Source organism: Cypionkella sp. TWP1-2-1b2, assembly GCF_049896245.1.
Taxonomy (GTDB): Bacteria; Pseudomonadota; Alphaproteobacteria; order Rhodobacterales; family Rhodobacteraceae; genus Cypionkella.
Window position 1 is genome coordinate 1 of the sequence record NZ_JAFCTX010000032.1, and the last position, 20,509, is coordinate 20,509.

Genomic DNA, 20,509 nt, shown 5'->3' on the forward strand with positions numbered 1-20,509 from the left:
GCGAAGCTCCATAGGATGTGATTTGCCCATCTCGATCCCCTATATCTGGAAAGATCAGGGAATCAGAAACCGTCCAAGATGGGAAGCCTGAATCATATGAACGGCGACTTGCTCTAAGCGTTTGATTTTGAGAGATTGCTGCGCAGCAAAATCGCAGCATCCTCACCGCTGCGCTGCGCAGCAAAATCACACCGCCAGTTCCGCCGCCGCAACCGTCACCGCGCCCTTCAACGGCAAATCCAGCGCCGATTGCCCAATCTCGACGCCATAGCGCCCGGCCTCGACCAGCCGAGCCCGCCGCTCGACGCAGAACCACGCAAAGTCGCGCGCCGTCAAGCCCAACATCAGCCGCCGCTCGGCGCCAGCCGCCAATGCAACCTTGGCAAACGCTTTCAACTCTCGCGCCACCGCACTGGCCACCGGGTTCACATAAAGCTGCACCACCACCTGCACCCCATCGACAAACACCCGCGCCAGCCCTGCCGCGCGCGGGCCCAACCGCCACACCCCTGTCGCCGTCGCCTCAAACCGCGTTGAAATCCGCGCCGAGAAATGCGCCGCATCGGCGCCACCTTTCAACTGGCCAAACCAGAATCCGATCGACTCGGGCAGCTCATCCACCGCCGCAGGTTGGCCCGCAAGTTCACTATTGAAAAACATTTCCATTTTTAATGGCCCCGACAAGTTCGGCTGGAATTTGCCATTGTCGCAGCCATAGGCATAGTCCACGTCCACCCCTGCCGCGACCAAGCCGTCGTAGGGCGTTACCCGGTAATGCGCGTTCAACTGCGCCGAGCCGCCGCCCATGATCTGTGCCAGCTTGGCATTCGGACCGATCACCGCCAGTTTGCTGCCGACAAGCGGTAACACCCCGTCATTCGTCAACAAAACCGCCGCATCCGCCCCGACGCGCCGGATCAAAGCCCGGTGTTCGGGGCGATCATCGGCGCGCTCCGTCCATTCGGAATGATCCTCCAACGCCCCGGTTCGCGCCATCAGGCGCAGTACGTTCAGCGCGCGCTCGCGCACCAGATCCGCCGAAACCTCGCCCGCCGCAACCGCTGCACTCAGCTTGGCCCCGCGGTCGCGCGACGGCCCCGGCATCTCCAAATCCAAACCCGCACTGACGGTTTCAATGGTGGAATGGCTGCCAAACCAATCTGACAGCACCACCCCGTCAAAGCTCCAATCGCCGCGCAGCACGGTGGTCAGCAGCCATGTATGTGCGCTGGTGAAAATCCCGCCCAAGCGGTTGTAACTGCTCATCACCGCCCAAGTGTTTGCCTGCTTCACCGCCGCTTTAAACGGCACCAGATAGACCTCACGCAGTGTCCTCTCATCAATTTCGGACGAGATCGAGATGGGCTCAATCTGGGATTCATTGCCGACAAAATGCTTGATCGTCGCCGCCACGCCCTGCGCTTGCAGCCCGGTGATATAGCCGACCGCAAGCTCTGCGGTCAGGATCGGGTCTTCCGAACAACACTCAAAATTCCGGCCATTGGTCTGTCTGCGCTGGATGTTCACCGTCGGTGCCAGCAGCACGTGCGCGCCTTTCGACTTCACTTCCTCGGCCAAAGCCCCGCCGATTTCGCGCAGCAAATCCGGGTTCCACGTCGCCCCCAGCGCGATGCCCACCGGAAATGCCGCCGATTTCACCCCGCCAATCAAGCTGCCACCGCCGCGCGCACCGTTCGGCCCATCGGTGACGCGCAGCTTCGGGATGTTCAGCCGCTCCACGCCCGGCAGGCTCCAGAAATCCGCGCCCGACAGCAGGCTGACCTGTTCGGCCAGCGTCATGGCATCGACAAGATTGGTGATGCGGGCGATCTGGGTCATCATATCCACCGGGTTGCATGACCAAGGATTGCAGCCGAGGATGCGGCGTTGCAATGTGATTTTGCGGCGCTGTGGCAAGGCATGAAGAAAGTGTAAATGCACCCATGCTAACATATTGATTTTGCTTGGCAGAAAACCTGTCTACGCGAGGACACGGCCAAACGTGACGCCGCGTTTTCAATGACAAACTGCCAAATCACCGCCATCCTGCGCCGAACCCGGAGGACTAATATGCCCTATCCCCACCTGCTTGCCCCGCTTGATCTGGGTCATGTCACCCTGAAGAACCGGGTGCTGATGGGCTCGATGCATACCGGGCTGGAGGAGACTGGCGACTGGAACCGGGTGGCGGAATTCTACGCCACTAGGGCGCGGGGAGGGGTCGGATTGATGGTGACGGGCGGCATGGCCCCCAACCGCGAAGGCGGCGTTTTCCCCGGTGCTGCTGGCTTGTTCACGCCCAACGATATCGAAAACCACCGCATCGTGACGGACCGAGTTCACCAAGCGGGCGGCCTGATCGCCATGCAGATCCTGCACGCGGGCCGCTATGCTTATTCGAAAGACTGCGTCTCGGCTTCCTCGGTCAAATCCCCGATCTCGCCCTTCCCACCGCGCGCGCTGGATGAGCCAGGCATCGAGAAACAAATCGCCGACATCGCCACCGCCGCCAGCCGCGCCCGTGAGGCGGGCTATGACGGGGTCGAGGTGATGGGGTCGGAGGGGTATTTCCTGAACCAGTTCCTCGTCACCCACACCAACCACCGCGAAGATTGCTGGGGCGGCAGCTTTGAGAACCGGATGCGCCTGCCTGTCGAGGTGGTCCGTCGGGTCCGCGCCGCCGTGGGGCCGGATTTCATCCTGATCTACCGCATCAGCCTGATCGACCTGATCCCGAATGGCTCAACTTGGGACGAGGTCGTTCTATTGGCCCGCGCGATTGAAGCGGCGGGAGCGAGCATCCTGAACACCGGGATCGGCTGGCACGAGGCTCGCGTGCCGACCATCGCCACCTCGGTCCCCCGCGCCGCTTTCGCGCATCTGACCGCGCGGCTGCGGCCCGAGGTTTCGATCCCGGTGATCACCTCGAACCGGATCAACACGCCTGAGGTGGCCGAGGCTTTGCTGGTCTCCGGTGCCGCCGATATGGTGTCGATGGCGCGGCCGTTTCTGGCCGACCCGGATTTCGTCGCCAAAGCGGCGGCGGGCCGCGCGGAGCAGATAGCCCCCTGTATTGCCTGCAATCAGGCATGTCTGGACCATACCTTTTCCGGCAAGCTGACCTCTTGTTTGGTCAACCCGCGCGCCTGCCATGAAACCGTGCTGACCTACGACCTTGCCAAGGCTTCAAAACGGGTCGCGGTGGTTGGGGCCGGGCCTGCGGGGATGATGACGGCACTGGTCGCAGCAAGGCGGGGGCATCGGGTCACGTTGTTTGACCGGGCCGCGCAGTTGGGTGGGCAGTTGAATCTGGCGCGGTTGGTGCCGGGGAAAGAGGAGTTCAACGGGTTGGTGGAGTGGTTCGCGGCTTCTGTGGCCGAGGCGGGGATTGAGCTCAGGCTGGGGCAGGTGGCGGGGGTTGAAGACCTGCGCGGCTTTGATGAGGTGGTGGTGGCCACCGGGGTGCGCCCGCGTGATCCGGGGATTGCCGGGCAAGAGCGCGGGTTGAGTTATAGTGAGGTGCTGCGGGGTGCCCCGGTTGGGCGACGGGTTGCGGTGATCGGGGCGGGGGGAATTGGCTTTGATGTCGCCGAGTTTCTGGTGGCGGGAGGCCATTCGGTGACCGAGCATCCCGAGCAATGGCGGCGCGAGTGGGGGGTGGGCGATCCGGGAGTGACGGCTGGCGGGCTGGCGGAGCCTGCGCCCGACGCGCCGGCGCGCGAGGTTTGGTTGCTGCAAAGGAAGGCCGAGAAGCCGGGGCGGGGGTTGGGGAAGACGACGGGGTGGATCCATCGCGCGGCTTTGCAGATGAAGGGGGTGAAGATGTGGGGCGCGGTGAGTTATTTGGGGATCGAGGCTGGGGGGCTGCGGATTTCTCGGGACGGGGTTGAGGAATTGCTGGCGGTGGATCAGGTGGTTCTGTGTGCGGGGCAGGTGCCTGAAAGGGGTCTGGCGGATCGGTTGGCCGAGGCTGGAATTGCCGCCCATGTGATCGGGGGGGCGGATGTGGCGGCGGAATTGGATGCCAAGCGGGCGATTGATCAGGGCGCGCGGTTGGCGGCGCGGCTGTAAGTACCCACGCGTGGACACTTACAGCATCATATGATTTCAATGACTTAACGAGGGTCTGTTAACGGCTTGTTAAGACTTGCCCTCCAGCAGAATAGCATCCATCGCGTCTTTGACAGCGCCCATTGGTTTCGCGTTCGATCCCCAAGCCTGCACGAAATTGCCATCTGGCCCGATCAGCACTTTGTTGAAATTCCAACCCGGCACGAAACCCTGCGTGTCACTGACCCATGCGTAGAACGGATCGACCTCACCCGCCGCGACATGAGCGATTGTGGTCATCGGCAGGGTCAGGGCGTAGTTCAGCTCGCAGAATTCTTTCACCTCGGAGTTTGAGGCGAGCTCTTGATTGAAATCGTCTGAGGGCACAGCGAGCACCACGGCCTTGTCGCCGTAATAGTCGGAAAGTGCCTGCAAATCAGTGTATTGCGGGGTGAAGCCGCACATTGATGCGGTGTTGACCACCAGCACAGGCTTGCCGCGCCATTTCGCGGTGTCGTATTTTCCGCCGTCAATCGAGGTGAACTGAAAGCTTGGGGCGGCATCTGCGGCTTTGGCCATCTGGGTTGCTCCGGGTTGGATCATCAGCAAGGATGCAGCCAAGAGGGTGCTGAACACAAGTGAGCTTTGCAGGGTCATGCTAGCCTCCGTTACGGTTTAACGTAGATACGTTTTGACGGAGAGATTGGATCAATCGTTGACGGGTCGAGGTGTTGGGGGCAAGGGAAACGACTTACGCCAGCGGCAAAGATTGCCCTTGGGTAGTGGATTGGTAGATGATCTATTGCAGACCCTCAGCCTGTCTTGCACCCTTTCAACATGCCAGATTGAGAGGATCTCATGAGTATAATATCCGATGCGGAACTGGCCAAAAGGATGTTGCAGAACCTGCCTGTCGGCTCGCGAAGAAAGATCGCAATGATCGTCAGCCTAGCAACGCGCGATCTTCCCGATTTGGAGAACCTAGAAAACTCCACCAACTGCGCCGTCGTTAACTCGGCATTAGACTTGCTGGCAGAGAATCCCGACATCCAATCCTTTGGTAACATTCACAACTGGCGCTATGCTGAAATGGCCAGAGCCCCGTTTCCTATCCAACAACTCAAATAGCCGCCGTATCACACACCTGAGCATGGTCCTCAGCGAGATCAGAGACAATGAAGCTTGGGACTCATCTGACAACCGGAATGTTGACCAAGCTGCGCTGTCCAACAAACCTGCATTTGCAAAATCGGGCCAAAACACGCCTCAACCCCGAATCGTGTCGCCTTTTTGCAGGGTTGGGAACAGCTCAATCACCTCGCCGCCGATGGTGCCGGAGGAGTGCTTGCCCGCGATGATTTCGGCGGCAACGCGGCCGATTTCCAAGCGGCAGGCATCCATCGTGGCCAGTTTGCGCGGCAGGCCGTCGAGCAATTCGACGCCGTTAAACCCCGCAAGCCCGATCTGGCCCGGCACATCGAGGCCCTTGTGCAGGCAATAAAGCAAGCCACCTGCGCCGATCATGTCATTGGAATAATACAGAAAATCGACCTGCGGGCTGCGGGTCAGCACGGCTTCGGTCATCTCACGGCCTTTCAGCAGGGCGGAGCCGCCGGAATAAAACTCACGGTCGATCAGCGACAGGCCAGCTTTGGCGAGGGCTTCTTCAAAGCCTTCAAGGCGTTTGCGGGCGCGGTGATCGTGCGGCATCATCGTGCCAAGAAAGGCGATGTTGCGATAGCCTGCGGCGATGATCGCCTCGGCCATCTGACGGCCGGCGCGGCGGTGCGAGATGCCGACGGCAGAATCGACCGGGTTGCCGTCGATATCCATGATCTCGACAATCGGAATCCCGGCTTGCCCCAGCATGGCCCGGGCGGCTTCGGTATGTTCCAACCCGGCGATAATCACGCCCGAGGGCCGCCACGACAGCATCTCATAGAGCACGGATTCTTCGCGGTCTGGCGAGTAGTTGGTAACGCCAACAACGGGTTGCAGGCCGGTATCTTCTAGCGTGTCAGAGATACCCGTCATCACTTCGGGGAACACCATGTTCGACAGCGATGGGATGATCACGGCGACCAGATTGACGCGCTGGCTGGCCAAAGCCCCTGCGATCTTGTTGGGCACATAGCCCAAGCGGCGGGCGGCTTCCTGCACGCGCTCACGGGTGCTGTCGGACACATCGCCACGATTGCGCAGCACGCGGCTGACGGTCATTTCGCTGACGCCCGAGGCCTCGGAGACATCGCGGAGGGTCAGAGTGCGGCGTGGCTCGTGGGTCGGGGGTTTGCTCAAGGGGAATGGCCTGTGAAAGGATTTCTATCTTGTTATCGTCTATTCCGCATATGTCCAAGCCCCCGTCCAAATCCTTGGCAGAACGCTCTGCCGATGGGCGGGACTGCGCGGCAGATATACCAAGATAATGCTTGTTCCGAGGGCGGGGCTGCGATATGTTAGCGGTAACGGCATTCATGCTGGCGACATTCGGCGCGTCCTGCAAGCTCTCAACCCAGACGCGACGGACCCGAGGGGGAGTGGTGGGCCAAAAGTCACTCCCCCTTAATTTCCTATTGCTGTGCTGCGCCAAGCCTGTTGCATCTGTGCAGGATTTTTCGCATGTAGGATCGCGTGACTCCGTAGCTCAGCCGGATAGAGCGACGGTTTCCTAAACCGTAGGCCGCGTGTTCGAATCACGCCGGGGTCACCATTCCTAATCAGGGCGGAGCTAAAAAGGACGGGGCGTGGCGATGCGCGACAAGGTTCTCAGCGATTTTCTGGATGCCGCCGCAGTGGGGCTTGCCGTGACCACGGGGGCGGCTGCGTTGGTTGCCGCCGAGGTGGTGACGCGGTGGCAGGGTCGGGTTGGTGGGCCGCGGGGTGGGGCGGAAAGATTGCCTGTGTGCGATTGGATCGCCCCGGCTGTGGCGGCTCATCCGGGGGCTTTGGCGCAGAGTTTTGCCAAGCTTGCACCGGGGTTGCGCTGGCAGCGGCGGGCTTCGGCGGACCCACGCGATGCGGCGTTCTGGAACGGGCACGCCAATGCGCTGGTGCTTGGGCCGGGCGGGCTGGAGGAGCGGGATGATGTCTGGCTGGGGGTGACGGTGATGGTACCGGGCACTTTGTATCCCGATCATAGCCATCCACCTGCCGAGGTCTATCTGCCGCTGAGCGCCGGAGAGTGGTGGAACGCCGGGATGGCCTGGACCGATCCGGGGCCGCAGGGATTCATCTACAACCCGCCGGGGATTTTGCATGCGATGCGGGCGGGGCCGGAGCCGTTTCTGGCGCTGTGGTTTTTGCCGATTTAACCGAGGCTTAGGCCGGGCCCGCTGTGGTGCGGGCCCCTGATTTTAGGCGTCGAGATGCTCGACGTTCAGCGCGTTGGCTTGGATGAATTCGCGCCGGGGCTCCACCACATCGCCCATCAGTTTGGTGAAGATGTCATCGGCTTCCGCCAGATCATCGACCTTGACTTGCAACAGGGTGCGGGCTTCGGGGTCGAGGGTGGTTTCCCAAAGTTGTTCCGGGTTCATCTCGCCCAGACCCTTGTAGCGTTGCAGGGTCAGGCCCTTTTCGCCCTCGGCCAAGATGGATTTCAGCAGGTCAATCGGGCCGTGCACCAGTTGTTCGCGGTCTTTGCGGCTCAGCCGGGCCGGGTCGCGGTAGTGGTCGCGGGTCTCGCGTGAGATTGCCGCCAGTCGGCGGGCCTCGCCGGAACGCAGCACGGCCCCGTCCAAAGTGCGCAGTTCTTCGACGCCGCGCAGCACACGGGACAGGCGGATGCCGTGGTCTTGGGTGATGCGGCCGCTCCAGCCTTTTTCGTATTCCGGGGCGATCAGGTTCAGGCGGGTGGCGACGGTGGTGGCGACGGCTTGCAGATCGGCGTCGGCTTGGCCTTGGTCGAAAGCGCCTGCGAGGGCGGCTTGTTCGAGAATACCGCGCGGGTAGTTGGTCGGGAAGCTGTCCAAAACGCGGCGGAACTGGCGCGCGCCGTCGATGACGCGGCGCAGGTCGGCGCCAGCGATTTCTTCACCCGTCGGCAGCGCCAGAACCGCCCCTTCGACGCCCATGTCGATCAGGTAATCTTCCAGCGCGGCTTGGTCTTTTATGTAAACCTCGGACTTGCCGCGCGCGACTTTGTAAAGCGGCGGTTGGGCGATATAGAGGAAGCCACCTTCGATCAGCTGCGGCATTTGCCGGAAGAAGAAGGTCAGGATCAGGGTGCGGATATGCGCGCCATCCACGTCAGCATCGGTCATGATGACGACCTTGTGGTAACGCAACTTCTTGATATCAAACTCATCCCGACCAATGCCGGTGCCAAGGGCGGTGATCAGCGTGCCGATTTCTTGGCTGGCGAGCATCCGGTCAAACCGGGCGCGTTCGACGTTCAGGATCTTGCCTTTCAACGGCAGCACAGCCTGATTGGCGCGCGAGCGGCCTTGCTTGGCGGAACCACCAGCCGAATCCCCCTCGACGAGGAAAATCTCGGCCTTCGAGGCGTCTTTTTCCTGACAATCGGCGAGTTTGCCGGGCAGGTTGGAGATATCCAATGCGCTCTTGCGACGGGTCAACTCCCGTGCCTTGCGGGCAGCTTCGCGGGCCATGGCGGCCTCGATGATCTTGCCGACAATGATCTTGGCATTCTGCGGGTTTTCTTCAAACCACTCCGACAGCTTTTCGTTGACCATATTCTCGACCGCCGGGCGCACTTCGCTTGAGACCAGTTTGTCTTTGGTCTGGCTGGAGAATTTCGGATCGGGCACTTTCACCGACAGCACGCAGGTCAGGCCTTCACGGGCATCATCGCCGGTGAAGTCGATCTTCTCGCGCTTGGCGATGCCAGACGACTGCGCATAGGCGTTGATGGTGCGGGTCAAAGCGCCGCGGAAGCCCGCCATATGGGTGCCGCCATCGCGCTGCGGGATGTTGTTGGTGAAGGGTAGCACCATTTCATTGTAGCTGTCGTTCCACCACATCGCGACTTCAATTACGATGCCATTGCGTTCACCAATCATATAGATCGGCTCTGCCATTATCGAGGTTTTGGAGCGGTCGAGGTATTTCACGAATTCCTTCACGCCGCCGTCGTAATACAACTCGGTGCGCAGGGGTTCGGCGGGGCGTTCATCTTCGATGATGATCCGCACGCCCGAGTTCAGGAACGCCAGCTCGCGCAACCGATGCTCCAGCGTTTTGAAGCTGTATTCCAGATTGGAAAACGTGCCGTCCGGGATGTTGGTTTTGGCCGCCGCCAGAAAGCGCACTTCGGTGCCACGCATGCCGGGGGCGGGGCCAACCTCGTAGACATGCACCACACATTCGCCATGCTCAAAGCGGGCGCGGTATTCGGTATCATTGCGCCAAACCGTCAATTCCAGCCATTCCGACAGCGCATTGACGACGGAAACGCCAACGCCGTGCAAGCCGCCGGAAACCTTGTAGGCGTTGCCGGACTCGTCGGTGTTGTTGAATTTGCCGCCCGCGTGCAGCTGGGTCATGATGACCTCTGCGGCGGAAACGCCTTCCTCTTTGTGGATATCCACCGGGATGCCACGGCCATTGTCGCGCACCGAAACCGAACTGTCGGCGTGGATTTTTACCGTCACCGCCGTGGCATGTCCGGCCAAGGCTTCGTCAATGCCGTTGTCGACGACTTCATAGACCATGTGGTGCAGGCCCGAGCCATCGTCGGTGTCGCCAATGTACATGCCCGGACGCTTGCGAACAGCCTCTAAGCCCTTGAGAACTTTGATAGAATCGGCACCATAGGATTCAGTCTTCTTGGGCTCTTCGGCCATGTGGTTTTCACCCCTTGAATTACCTTCGCAATATAGCGGTTCAGGGGGGGGATGTCACGCCTTGGGCACAAGATTTAGCGGTTTGACGCCGCAATCACCAGACCCACGCCGATCAGCAAAATACCCGAAATCAGATTGAGTTTGCGGACACTTTCCGGGCTGGACAGCAGTTTGCGGGCGCGGTCGAGAAACAGCGCAAGGCCGAGGTTGCCAAGCATCGGCACCAGCGCGGAAATCAGCAGAATTGCGACAATGTCGGGGATTTTGACGCGGGAAAGATCGAAGAACCCCGGCAACACGCCCATGTAGAACAGGATGGCTTTTGGGTTGCCGATCACCGCCGCCACACCCACCGCAAAGCCCGCCCACATGCCGGGTTTGGTCATGTGGCCATCGGTGGTGGGGGCCACGGCGGGTTTGCGGATCAGCAGGATACCCATGACGATGAACACCACAGCGGCGACCCAGCGCAGGGCGTGCAGGAAATCGGCGTAGACCGAGACGATCCATGTCAGGCCAAAGATCGCGGCCATCGGCCAGATCAGATCGCCCAAGGCGACGCCTATTGCCAAGGGCCAAGCGCTGGCAAAACCACCCGACAAGGCGCGGGCGGTCAGCGCCACCCAGACCGGACCGGGGATCACCCACAACAGCGCCATGCCGCCTGCGTAAAGGATCAGTTCGTACAGGGAAACGGTCATGACGCTGGCTTTCTGGTGGTTAGGGCGAAGTGGTGGGTCGTTCGCTTCTGACCTGCGATATGCCACCCGTCTCGGCCACGGTAAAGCTTTGCGCCCTTGGCCCAAGGCTGTCGAACAGGGCGGCTTCGGTTCCGGTCATCAGGGCTTGCGCACCCAAAGCACAGAGCTCGTCGTAAAGGGCGGCGCGGCGGTCGATGTCGAGATGGGCTGCGACCTCATCCAGCAGCAGGATGGGGGCTGCGCCAAGGTCGGTCGCCAGCGCGCGGGCATTGGCGAGGATCAGACTGATCAGCAGCGCCTTTTGCTCTCCGGTCGAGCATTGCTCGGCGGGCACGGCTTTGGCGGCAAAGATCGCTGACAGATCGGCGCGGTGCGGGCCGACCAGCGTGCGGCCTGCGGCCATATCGCGGCGGCGGTTTTCCGACAGGGCTGTGGCAAGGTCATCGGCATCCTCGCCGATCAGCGTCAGATCGGCGCGGGGGAAGGCGGTTTCGGCATCCTGCTGGGCTTGGCGCAGCCGGGTCAGGGCGGCTTGACGGTTGCCGGTGATCTGCGCGCCAGCAAAGGCCATTTGGGATTCCAGCGCACCGTACCAATGCGGGTCGGTGATCTGATCCTTCAGCAGGCGGTTGCGATCGCGCATGGCTTTTTCATAACCCAGCACCGCCTCGGCATGGTCTGGGGCGAAAGACAGCGTCATGCGGTCAAGGAAGCGGCGGCGACCCTCGGCAGCCTCGATCCACAAACGGTCCATCGCGGGCACCAGCCACAAAACGCGGGCGATGCGGCCCAAGGCGGTTTGGGTGGCAGATTTGCCGTCGATGCGGACAGAGCGGGTATCGCCGCCCTCGGCCCAGGTTTCGACCTGATGATCGGCCCCAAAACCACGCAGATCGGCGGTGACCTTCCAGCCTAAGGCTTCCGGCTTGCGGGCAATTTCATCGGCTGTTGCCCGCCGCAACCCCCGACCGGGCGACAGCAACGACACCGCCTCCAGGATATTGGTCTTGCCCGCGCCATTGGGGCCGACAATCGCCACCGGGCGGCCATCAAAGGCCAGCCGCGCGGCTTTGTGGCTGCGGAAATGCGAGAGGGTGAGCGCGGTAATAGCCAGGCTATTGGGGGCGGTCATCTGGATGCACCCAACCTATCGGTGGCGCGTAACTTTGGGGACGAACCAGTAATTTCCCGCTAGGGGCATTGAACATTGCCGGGAAGACAGATGCATCCAGATCGGTCACGCTCAGACCAATGTTGGCGTCTGACAAGTCACGCAAATGCTTGGACTTTTCTCTACCTGGTGGTGTAACAACAACCCGTTTTACCGTCGGACAGCTATCGCGCAAGGATCTGAGCGTTGCAGCTTGATCGGTATCGGCAGAGATCAGGAACATGACATCAATCTCACCAGCTATCGCGTGGTGAAATGCCGAGAGTGCGACGTTGATGTCCGTCTCTTTTTCTCGCGGTTGATCCCAGCGGTGATCACATTTTTTGCAGTTGGCGGGCTCCTTGGTGGTGTGACCTAGAAGGACCTTGAGGCCTGTCGCTTCAAGTGCCGCATTATATGTTTCGTGGCGCTTGCGCTTGTCAAAATCACTCGGAAAATAGGCCGTTCCGAATACAATGTGATCAATCGAATGCGCGTGGCCACGCGCAAAACGTTCAGCAAGCCGTCTCAGATTGAGCCACTTCAAATAGGGTTGGTTTAGATCAGCAATGGCATGGTAAAGGTTAAATCCATCAATATAGACGCCTCCTCGTAAGCGGCGCGTTATTGACATCTTAACTCCTTGTGCGCATATTGCGTTTGCACCGCTGGATGGTCCGCCCAACAGCCCCCCCGCAGACCACGGTCTGCGGGGTTATTTTTTATCAAACCCGCATCGGCATGACGACATAGACCGCCGACATATCATTGCCTTCGCGCATCAGCGTCGGATCACCTGACGAGTTGAACAGGAACACCGCGTTTTCGCGATCTACTTGGCTGGCGATTTCCAGCAGGTATTTGGCGTTGAAGCCAATTTCCAGCCGCTCATCGGAATAAGCCACGGCGAGTTCTTCCTCGGCGGCACCGGAATCGGGGGCGTTGACCGAGAGGATCAGGCGGTCTTCGTCCAAAGAAAGCTTCACGGCGCGCGAGCGTTCCGACGACACCGTGGCCACACGGTCGACGGCTTTGGCGAACTCAGACGCGTCCACTTCCAAGCGGCGGGTGTTGCCGGTGGGGATGACGCGGGTGTAGTCGGGGAAGGTGCCGTCGATGACTTTTGAGGTCAGGGTGATCAGGGGGGTGGCGAAGCGCACCTTGGTTTCCGACACCGATACGGCGATGATTGCGGAATCATCGTCCAGCAGTTTCTTCAATTCGTTCACAGTCTTGCGCGGCACGATCACGCCGGGCATGCCCTGCGCGCCTTCCGGTAAGGGCGCATCAATGCGGGCCAAGCGGTGGCCGTCGGTCGCCACACAGCGCAGCACGGCACCCACGTCTCCGGTCGAGACATGCATGTAGACGCCGTTCAGGTAATAGCGGGTTTCCTCGGTGGAAATCGCGAATTTCGCTTTATCAAACAGGCGGCGCAGCACCGGGGCGGGGGCCGCGAAGTTTGAGGAATATTCCGAGGTCGCCATCACCGGGAAATCTTCGCGCGGCAGGGTGGCAAGGCTGAAGGTGGACCGGCCTGCGGCAATGGTCAGACGGCCGGTGGCGGCGTCTTCGGTCAAAGCCACCAATGATCCATCGGGCAGCTTGCGGATGATCTCGTGCAGCATCACGGCGGACACCGTGGTGGCCCCGACGCGTTCCACCATGGCGGGGGCGCGGTCAACCACTTCGATATCCAGATCGGTGGCGCGGAACGACACGGTGTCACCCTCGGCCTCGATCAGCACGTTGGCGAGGATCGGAATGGTGTTGCGGCGCTCGACCACCGATTGCGCCTGTGCCAGCGCCTTAAGCAGAGTTGCGCGTTCGATGCTGATCTTCATGTCGTTCCCCTTGGTGGCGCCCCCGTGCAGGGACGTCGAAACTATCCGGTTTTGGCCGGTTCACAAGCATTTTCGGGACTTTGCGGTTGAATACGCAAGTCGTCAAGCCTGCGGACCCCGCTTTAGGTCTGCAACTGACGCCGCAGCAGTTGCAGATCGTCGGAAAGCTGCGAATCCACGGTCATCAGCTCTTCGATTTTACGCACGCCGTGCATGATCGTGGTGTGATCGCGACCGCCAAAGCGGCGACCAATCTCGGGCAGGCTGCGCGAGGTCAGTTGTTTGGAGAAATACATCGCGACCTGACGTGGGCGGGCAATGTTGCGCAAGCGTTTCGGGCCGATCATATCCGACAGGCGGATGTTGTAATGCTCGGCAACCTTGCGTTGGATTTCCTCGATGGTCAGCTTGCGATCGCTGGCGCGCAGGATGTCGGCGAGGCAATCTTGCGCCAGTTCCAGTGTGATTTCGCGGCCCACCAGCGAGGCGAAGGCGAACAGCCGGGTCAAAGCGCCTTCCAGCACGCGGACGTTTGTGGTGATGCGGTGGGCGAGGAATTCGAGAACTCCGGTTGATATCGCCAAGCCTTTGTATTGCTGGCGGTAATACTCGGCTTTTTGTTGCAGGATACCAAGGCGGAGTTCGTAGTCTGTAGGGTGCAGATCGACCACCAAGCCGCATTGCAGGCGGGATTTGATGCGGTCTTCCAGATCCTTAATCTCGCCCGGCGCGCGGTCTGCCGAAATCACGATCTGTTTGTTCTGATCAATCAAAGCGTTGAAGGTGTGGAAGAATTCCTCTTGGGTGCTGTCTTTGCCCGCGATGAATTGCACATCATCGACCATGAGTACGTCAACCGAGCGAAACAGCTCTTTGAAATCCATGATCTGTTTGTCACGCAGGGCTTGCACGAAGCGATACATGAATTGCTCGGCTGACAGATACAGCACGCGCAGCTGCGGCTGACGCGATTGCAGTTCGTGGGCAATCGCATGCATCAGGTGGGTTTTGCCCAAGCCGACGCCGCCATAAAGGAACAACGGGTTGAAAGTGACCGGGCCACCTTCGGCCACACGACGCGCGGCGGCATGGGCCAACTCATTTGGCTTGCCGACAACGAAGCTGTCGAAGGTAAAGCGGGTGTCCAAAGTCGCACCGGGCAGCTCATCATCCGAACGGGCGCGGCTGGGCTTGGGCGCGCGGGCGGGTTTGTCGGCGGCGAGCGGGGCCGCCGGAGCGTTGGCTGCCTGCACCATCGGCACGAAGAATTCGGTGCGGCCTGCGGCATGGCCTTCGGCGTTCAGCAAGCCAAGGATATGGTCGGAATAGTTGCGCGACACCCAGTCGCCGAAAAACGTTGTCGGCACTTCGAAACGTGCGACGCCATTGGTCAGACCAGCCCAGCGCAAGGGCTCGATCCAACTGGTAAAATTGTTCTTGCCGATCCGCTTTGCCAGCGTCTCGCGTACCTTGCCCCAAGCCTCATGCGTCATTGTCTCGTCTTCCCCAAGCGCCTTTCGGAGACCCGATGGCGCTTTCTAGTTGTCCCACGTACCCACGCGGTTCAGCACGACTGTTTCCACCGGTAAAACACCCAAGGAAGGCAGGTGAAACCACCATGCCTGCTTGAGCGTCCCGGCCCGGTGGCGGGGACAAAACTGTGACAACCGCAACCGGGTGACCCGGTGGCGGTGTTTGATGCCTCTGTTGGCCGAATCTCGGCGCAAGCAGTGTAACATTCGGACGGCAAAGGATAATTTCAGGTTGTTTTACGCTTGGCTTGGCAGCTGCGCCCCTGATTATTCTGCTTTGACGGCGTCATGTCCCCCAGACGAAGTGAATCGCTTGGGCAAGTTAGCAAGCCGCCGCAGGGCCCTGCAACCGATCTTGTTGCTTGACAGGAGTTTGCTTTCGCGAATCCCCCGGAGCTTGCAATTCGGCAACGCTGCGGGCGGAAAGGTTCGAAAATCAGCGCTCGGAATCGGCAAGCGGCTTGCGTTTTCGGAAATCAGGACAGCGGAGGTGACCGATTCTGCAGCGGGGTATCTGTGCGGAAATGCGATAGGGCGCGGCCTTTCGGCGCGCCCCCTATCATGACGTAAGGTCAGCTTGGCTGGTCAGCCGAGCGTGTTAGGCTGCCGTGGTTGCCAGCGCTTTGACGCGCGAAGCCAGACGCGAGATTTTGCGCGACACGGTGTTTTTGTGCATGACACCTTTCGAGACGCCACGCGCCAGTTCAGGCTGGGCGTTTTTCAGCGCCAGAGCAGCGGCGTCCTGGTTGCCGGAAGCCAGCGCTTCTTCGACTTTGCGCAGGAAGGTGCGGATGCGCGAGCGGCGTGCTTTGTTGATGTCTTGACGGGCATCGGCTTGGCGTGCGCGCTTTTTGGACTGGGCAGTGTTTGCCATCGGTATGGTATCCTTGGGGTCAATTCAAATATGTCGCGCAAAAGCCCCAAGGCCCCCTCATAGATGAAGGGATGATTCTGCCTAGAGCGGGCTCACACGCATGTATCGCAGGCCTATAGGGGAAAGGGCTGCGAAAGGGAACAGCAAATCTGCGGCGGCGTTGCGGGCCGTTGACCCTTCGCGCGCTGCGGGTGATGTTGACCGCAACGATTGCCCGCTTTGACTGAATGGACCCTTGCTGATGGATATGACCCGCCCGCCCGCCCCTCTGTCTGCGACGGCTTTGGCGATGATCGCAAGCCCGGATATCTTCACCAATCCGCGCCGCACACAGGTGACGCGCTCGGTCTATGACGGCGTGCCGATTTTCTTCACCGTGGCGGATCGCAAGGACCGGATTCAGGCGCGCCATGCCAAGGGGCGGTTTTATGAGCCGGAGGAGTTGAAGCTGATCGCGCAGCATTTCCCGCGTGGTGGGGTGTTTTGCGATGCCGGGGCGAATATTGGCAACCATTCGATCTATGCGCTGAAGCTGCTGGGGGCCTCGGTCAGCATCCCGTTTGAACCGAATCCGGCGGCGTATGAGTTGTTTCTGTCGAATATGATCCTGAACGGCGTGCTGGACCGGGTGAACCTGTCGACGCTGGGCTATGGCTTGTCGGACCGCAGCGATGCGCCGCCGATGAGCCTTGAGGCGCGCGAGAAAAATCTGGGGGCGACGCGGCTGGTGGCCTCGGACGAAGGCCAGATCAGCATGGCCACGGGCGATGCGCTGCTGGATGGCGCGCGGATTGACTTTCTGAAGGTCGATGTGGAAGGCATGGAATTGGAGGTGTTGCGTGGCTTTGAGCAGACCATAGCCGCCGCGCGCCCGTCGATTTTCCTGGAGGTCGATCACAAGAACAATGACGCGCTGATGGCTTGGGCGGCAGGGCTGGGTTACACTGTGCTGGTCGAGGGGCGGTCGTTCAAAATGAACCGCAATGTGCTGTTGGGGCCGTTGGTGTCGTAAAAAGGCCGCCACGAGGGGTCGCAGCGGCCTTCAAGCTCAGGTGAGGATCAGGCGTTTTCTTTGGTCATCAGGGTTTCGGTCGAGGCGAAGAACATCGCCTGACTGACCGACGACCGCACCTGTTCCTCGGTATAGGGCTTGTTGATCAGGAAGGCAGGCTCGGGGCGGTGCCCGGTCAGCAGGCGTTCGGGGAAAGCGGTGATGAAGATCACCGGAATCTGCTCAAACCCACCAAGGATTTCGTTCACCGCGTCGATGCCAGACGAAGCGTCGGCCAGATGGATATCGGCCAGAATCAGATCAGGCATATCGGCTTTCGCCAGTGCCACCGCTTCTTTGCGGGTGCGGGCCACGCCGGTAATCTGGTGACCCATGCCCTCGACGATGGCGATGATATCCATTGCGATGATGGCTTCATCCTCGATCACCATGACGCGACCGCTGACGGTGCCGGTCATCTCATGTAGGGCCGAAGTGATCAGACCTTGGGCTTCTTCGGCGTCGATTTGCATGATCGCGCCGATTTGGTCCAAGCTGAAACTTTCGACGAAATGCAACAACAAAGCCTCGCGGCTGTTTGGGGTCAATTCGGCCATATGTGCCTGGGCTGCGGCAGACAGGCGGTTGTCGGCTTGCGCGACAGGCGCGCCAGAACTGGCCCAAACCATGTGGAACACGTTGAACAGAGCCACTTTCGCATCGCTTGCATTTGCAATCAGTGCAGGTTCAGCCAAAATAGTTTCCAAAGCGGCCAGTGCATACTGATCGCCGCTGGTTTGATTGCCTGTTAAAGCGCGCGCATAACGGCGCAGGCTGGGCAAATGTAGGGCGACCAGATCGGAAAGATTTGCGCTGGCATCAGTGCTCATTTTTTTACTTCCTCATAGATTTTCTTGGGAACCAAACGCATGGCCGCGCGTTTGGTTCCGTGAGCAGGACGGGAAATTGTGAAAATGCGTAATCAGGGATCGAAACCGGAGCAGGATGGTCAAGCCGATCAGATCAAGGCTCAAATCGAAGAAAACCTCAAGCGGGTATACCAGTCGGCGCTGGTCGAGGAGGTGCCTGACCGCTTTAAGCTGTTGTTGCAGCAGTTGAAAGACAAAGAGGCGCAGCAGAACGAGGTGCAGAAATGAGCCTTGCGGTGGCCACGGATATTGATCCGCGCGACCAGTTGGTCGAGCATCTTCGCCCGCTGCGGGCCTTTGCGATCAGTCTGACGCGCAATGTGACGGCGGCGGATGATTTGGTGCAGGAAACCATTCTGAAGGCTTGGGCCAGTATCGACAAATTCCAACGCGGCAGCAATTTGCAGGCATGGTTGTTCACCATTTTGCGCAACACCTATTACTCGTCCTTGCGCAAATCGCGTCGTGAGGTTGCTGACCCGGATGGGGCCTACGCTGCCACCCTCAGCGTCAAGCCCGACCACGACGGGCGCATGGCCTTCACCGATTTCCTGCGCGCTTTTGATGCGTTGTCGGATGAACACCGCGAGGTGTTGATTCTGGTCGGGGCTTCGGGGTTTACCACCGAAGAAGCCGCCGCGATGATGGGTGTAGCGGCGGGCACGGTGAAAAGCCGGGCGTCGCGGGCGCGCAAGCGGTTGTCACATCTGCTGGGTCTGGCAGAGGGCGAAGGCATGTTCTCGGGGATTGATGCTGTAACCGATGCGGTGATTGGACGGGCCGCGGCCGCGATGGGATGACAGAACCGTCCCCTCCCCCGCCGTTCCTTGATGCGCGCCCGCCGTTTCACCAACGGCTTGGCGTGCGCTTGGCATTGATGGTGGCGCTTGCGATGCTGCCTTTGGGGTTTCTGGGTCTGGTGCAATCGCAGGCGGCCAACAGCGAATCCGAACAGCGGGCCAATCTGGCGATCATGGATGAAACCACCCGCGCGGCGGCGCCGGAGATCAGGCTGATCCAATCTGCGCAGGTGATGGTGGCGACTTTGGCGCAGAGCGTGGGACCGGTTTTGGCCGATACCGCCGCCTGTCGGCGTTTGATGGCGGCGATGGCGGCACAAGAACCTGCGCTGTCCTTGGTGGCCTATGTGCCGCTGTCGGGCAAAATGACCTGCGCCTCGACCGGGAAAGACTTTGATTTTTCTACCAATCCGCGGTTCCCAAGGGTGGCGAAGCTCGATCACCCCGGCTTTTCGGTCAACCCGAAAGGGCCGGTTTCGGGGGTTTCGGTGTTGGGGGTGTCGCATCCGGTCTATGATGCCAATGGCACGCGGATTGGGTTTGTTTCGGCGTCGATGCCGCATAAGGCGCTTGAAGATGTCGGTATCCTCGTGGCCGATACCAGCCCGCGCGATCCGTTGGCTTTGCTGACCTTTGACGGCGATGGCACGGTGCTGACCTCATCTGTCGGGCTGACGAATGCGCCTTACAGTGTGCCGCTTAATAAAACGCTGAAGGATCTGGCCGCTGGTGGGGCGCAGACATTCATGGCCCGTACTGTGGGTGGCGAGCAGCGGATTTTCTCGGTGGTGCCGATTGCCGAGGGGCTGTTTGTGCTGGGCTCATGGAGCCGGGCCGAAAGCGTGTTTGTGCTGGGCTATAACGTCAGCCCCTATGTGTTTACGCTGTTGATGTGGCTGGCGGCGATGTGTGTGGCGCTGCTGGGAGCCGAGACTTTGGTCGCGCGGCACATGCGGCATTTGGGCAGCGCCATGACCGCGTTTGCCGGCGGGGATCGCAAGCGGGTGGCGCTCGATCTGTCGCGCAGCCCGGCAGAGATCATCGAACTCGGGCGGTCCTATGAGGTTTTGACCGAAACCATCCTACATGATGAAGCCGAGCTGGAAAACATGCTGCGGCAAAAGGAAACGCTGCTGCGCGAGGTGCATCACCGCACTGGCAACAGTTTGCAACTGATCGCCTCGATCATGCGGATTCACATCCGGCAGGAGAAATCTGACGCAGTGCGTAGTATTCTGGAAGGGCTGCATGACCGGGTGATGGCGTTGGCGACGGTGCATGTGGGGCTTTATGAGACCGCAGGGCAGAAAGACGTTAAGATGGACGCGCTGTTTTCCGGGGTAATCCGGCAGATCAGCGGCATGGGTAAGAAAGCCAGCAAGAAGCCGCAGATCGCCACGGATTTTGAGCCGATACAGCTGATCCCGGATCAGGCGGTGCCATTGGCGCTGCTGTTGACCGAATTGCTGGCCAGTATGCCTGCGAGTGAGGCGCAGATTGGGCAGGTAGAGGTCTCGCTGCGATTGCTGGAAGGACAGCAAAAGGCGCGGTTGCATATCAAAGGTCCGGCGAGTTTGGGCACGGCGGCCTCGGATCAACCAACCCCGACCGCGATTGGCAGCCAGCTGGTGCGCGGTTTTGCCCAGCAGATCGGTGGCGCGGTCGTTGTCGCAAATACGCCCGATGTGGTGGATGTGACGGTGGATTTCCCAATCCGCGAAGGCTTTGATCCCTAGAGCGGTTTGCGCTTACCTTGCACCGGAATTCGCGCCAAGACCTGCGCGAATTTTGCTACGGTTTGTCTGAGACAGATCGCAAACCGGTTCAGGCCTTG

General features: G+C 60.3%; 18 protein-coding genes and 1 tRNA gene. 8 read left to right on the top strand and 11 right to left on the bottom strand.

Annotation, left to right across the window (positions count from 1 at the left end; all coding sequences use genetic code 11):
- Positions 1-186 precede the first annotated feature (186 nt).
- A complete protein-coding gene (locus tag ACP7AP_RS17990) occupies positions 187-1,839 on the bottom strand; it encodes a glycoside hydrolase family 3 N-terminal domain-containing protein (protein WP_426036290.1) in 1,653 nt (550 codons plus the stop codon).
- A gap of 231 nt (positions 1,840-2,070) precedes the next feature.
- Here ACP7AP_RS17990 and ACP7AP_RS17995 point away from each other — a divergent pair, with 231 nt between their 5' ends.
- Positions 2,071-4,071: an FAD-dependent oxidoreductase gene (locus ACP7AP_RS17995; RefSeq protein ID WP_426036292.1), complete on the top strand. Its 2,001-nt coding sequence runs from the start codon at positions 2,071-2,073 to the stop codon at positions 4,069-4,071.
- A gap of 69 nt (positions 4,072-4,140) precedes the next feature.
- Here ACP7AP_RS17995 and ACP7AP_RS18000 read toward each other — a convergent pair whose 3' ends face one another.
- Entirely contained in the window at positions 4,141-4,707 is a 567-nt protein-coding gene (locus ACP7AP_RS18000; protein WP_426036294.1) for a glutathione peroxidase, read from the bottom strand.
- Between the two features lie 201 nt (positions 4,708-4,908).
- Here ACP7AP_RS18000 and ACP7AP_RS18005 point away from each other — a divergent pair, with 201 nt between their 5' ends.
- Positions 4,909-5,178 carry a hypothetical protein gene (locus tag ACP7AP_RS18005; protein WP_426036296.1) on the top strand — a complete coding sequence of 90 codons (270 nt, stop codon included), beginning with the start codon at positions 4,909-4,911 and terminating at the stop codon, positions 5,176-5,178.
- Between the two features lie 138 nt (positions 5,179-5,316).
- Here ACP7AP_RS18005 and ACP7AP_RS18010 read toward each other — a convergent pair whose 3' ends face one another.
- Positions 5,317-6,348, bottom strand: a complete 1,032-nt coding sequence (locus ACP7AP_RS18010) for a LacI family DNA-binding transcriptional regulator (RefSeq protein WP_426036298.1) — start codon at positions 6,346-6,348, stop codon at positions 5,317-5,319.
- 335 nt (positions 6,349-6,683) lie between these two features.
- Here ACP7AP_RS18010 and ACP7AP_RS18015 point away from each other — a divergent pair.
- Positions 6,684-6,760 (top strand) — tRNA-Arg (locus tag ACP7AP_RS18015).
- 40 nt (positions 6,761-6,800) lie between these two features.
- Positions 6,801-7,361: a dimethylsulfonioproprionate lyase family protein gene (locus ACP7AP_RS18020; protein WP_426036300.1), complete on the top strand. Its 561-nt coding sequence runs from the start codon at positions 6,801-6,803 to the stop codon at positions 7,359-7,361.
- A 42-nt stretch (positions 7,362-7,403) separates the two neighbouring features.
- On the opposite strand, the gene gyrB is transcribed toward ACP7AP_RS18020, so the two are convergent.
- From gyrB to rpsT, 7 genes are all read right to left on the bottom strand, one after another.
- On the bottom strand, positions 7,404-9,854 hold the full coding sequence (gene gyrB / locus ACP7AP_RS18025; protein ID WP_426036302.1) for a DNA topoisomerase (ATP-hydrolyzing) subunit B: 2,451 nt from the start codon (positions 9,852-9,854) through the stop codon (positions 7,404-7,406).
- A gap of 74 nt (positions 9,855-9,928) precedes the next feature.
- A complete protein-coding gene (locus tag ACP7AP_RS18030) occupies positions 9,929-10,555 on the bottom strand; it encodes a LysE family translocator (protein ID WP_426036304.1) in 627 nt (208 codons plus the stop codon).
- Between the two features lie 19 nt (positions 10,556-10,574).
- Positions 10,575-11,687 carry a DNA replication/repair protein RecF gene (gene recF, locus ACP7AP_RS18035; RefSeq protein WP_426036306.1) on the bottom strand — a complete coding sequence of 371 codons (1,113 nt, stop codon included), beginning with the start codon at positions 11,685-11,687 and terminating at the stop codon, positions 10,575-10,577.
- Positions 11,671-12,339: an NYN domain-containing protein gene (locus ACP7AP_RS18040; RefSeq protein WP_426036308.1), complete on the bottom strand. Its 669-nt coding sequence runs from the start codon at positions 12,337-12,339 to the stop codon at positions 11,671-11,673. The genes recF and ACP7AP_RS18040 overlap by 17 nt, the downstream gene beginning before the upstream one ends.
- A gap of 91 nt (positions 12,340-12,430) precedes the next feature.
- Positions 12,431-13,549 carry a DNA polymerase III subunit beta gene (gene dnaN, locus ACP7AP_RS18045; protein ID WP_426036310.1) on the bottom strand — a complete coding sequence of 373 codons (1,119 nt, stop codon included), beginning with the start codon at positions 13,547-13,549 and terminating at the stop codon, positions 12,431-12,433.
- A 122-nt stretch (positions 13,550-13,671) separates the two neighbouring features.
- Positions 13,672-15,042: a chromosomal replication initiator protein DnaA gene (dnaA, locus tag ACP7AP_RS18050; RefSeq protein ID WP_426036312.1), complete on the bottom strand. Its 1,371-nt coding sequence runs from the start codon at positions 15,040-15,042 to the stop codon at positions 13,672-13,674.
- A gap of 637 nt (positions 15,043-15,679) precedes the next feature.
- Positions 15,680-15,955, bottom strand: coding sequence for a 30S ribosomal protein S20 (gene rpsT / locus ACP7AP_RS18055; RefSeq protein WP_426036314.1), 276 nt, complete (start codon positions 15,953-15,955; stop codon positions 15,680-15,682).
- A 241-nt stretch (positions 15,956-16,196) separates the two neighbouring features.
- On the opposite strand from rpsT, the gene ACP7AP_RS18060 reads away from it, so the two are divergent.
- Positions 16,197-16,967 carry an FkbM family methyltransferase gene (locus tag ACP7AP_RS18060; RefSeq protein ID WP_426036316.1) on the top strand — a complete coding sequence of 257 codons (771 nt, stop codon included), beginning with the start codon at positions 16,197-16,199 and terminating at the stop codon, positions 16,965-16,967.
- Between the two features lie 47 nt (positions 16,968-17,014).
- Here the strand turns inward: ACP7AP_RS18060 and ACP7AP_RS18065 are convergent, their stop codons facing one another.
- Complete coding sequence (locus ACP7AP_RS18065) at positions 17,015-17,836, bottom strand: response regulator (RefSeq protein ID WP_426036318.1); 822 nt, start codon at positions 17,834-17,836, stop codon at positions 17,015-17,017.
- An 84-nt stretch (positions 17,837-17,920) separates the two neighbouring features.
- Here ACP7AP_RS18065 and ACP7AP_RS18070 point away from each other — a divergent pair, with 84 nt between their 5' ends.
- From ACP7AP_RS18070 to ACP7AP_RS18080, 3 genes are read left to right on the top strand one after another with little or no spacing between them, the layout of a single operon-like run.
- Entirely contained in the window at positions 17,921-18,103 is a 183-nt protein-coding gene (locus tag ACP7AP_RS18070; protein WP_426036320.1) for a NepR family anti-sigma factor, read from the top strand.
- Complete coding sequence (locus ACP7AP_RS18075; protein WP_426036322.1) at positions 18,100-18,675, top strand: RNA polymerase sigma factor; 576 nt, start codon at positions 18,100-18,102, stop codon at positions 18,673-18,675. Before ACP7AP_RS18070 ends, ACP7AP_RS18075 begins: the two co-directional genes overlap by 4 nt.
- Entirely contained in the window at positions 18,672-20,411 is a 1,740-nt protein-coding gene (locus tag ACP7AP_RS18080; RefSeq protein ID WP_426036324.1) for a sensor histidine kinase, read from the top strand. Before ACP7AP_RS18075 ends, ACP7AP_RS18080 begins: the two co-directional genes overlap by 4 nt.
- The last annotated feature ends 98 nt before the right edge of the window (positions 20,412-20,509 follow it).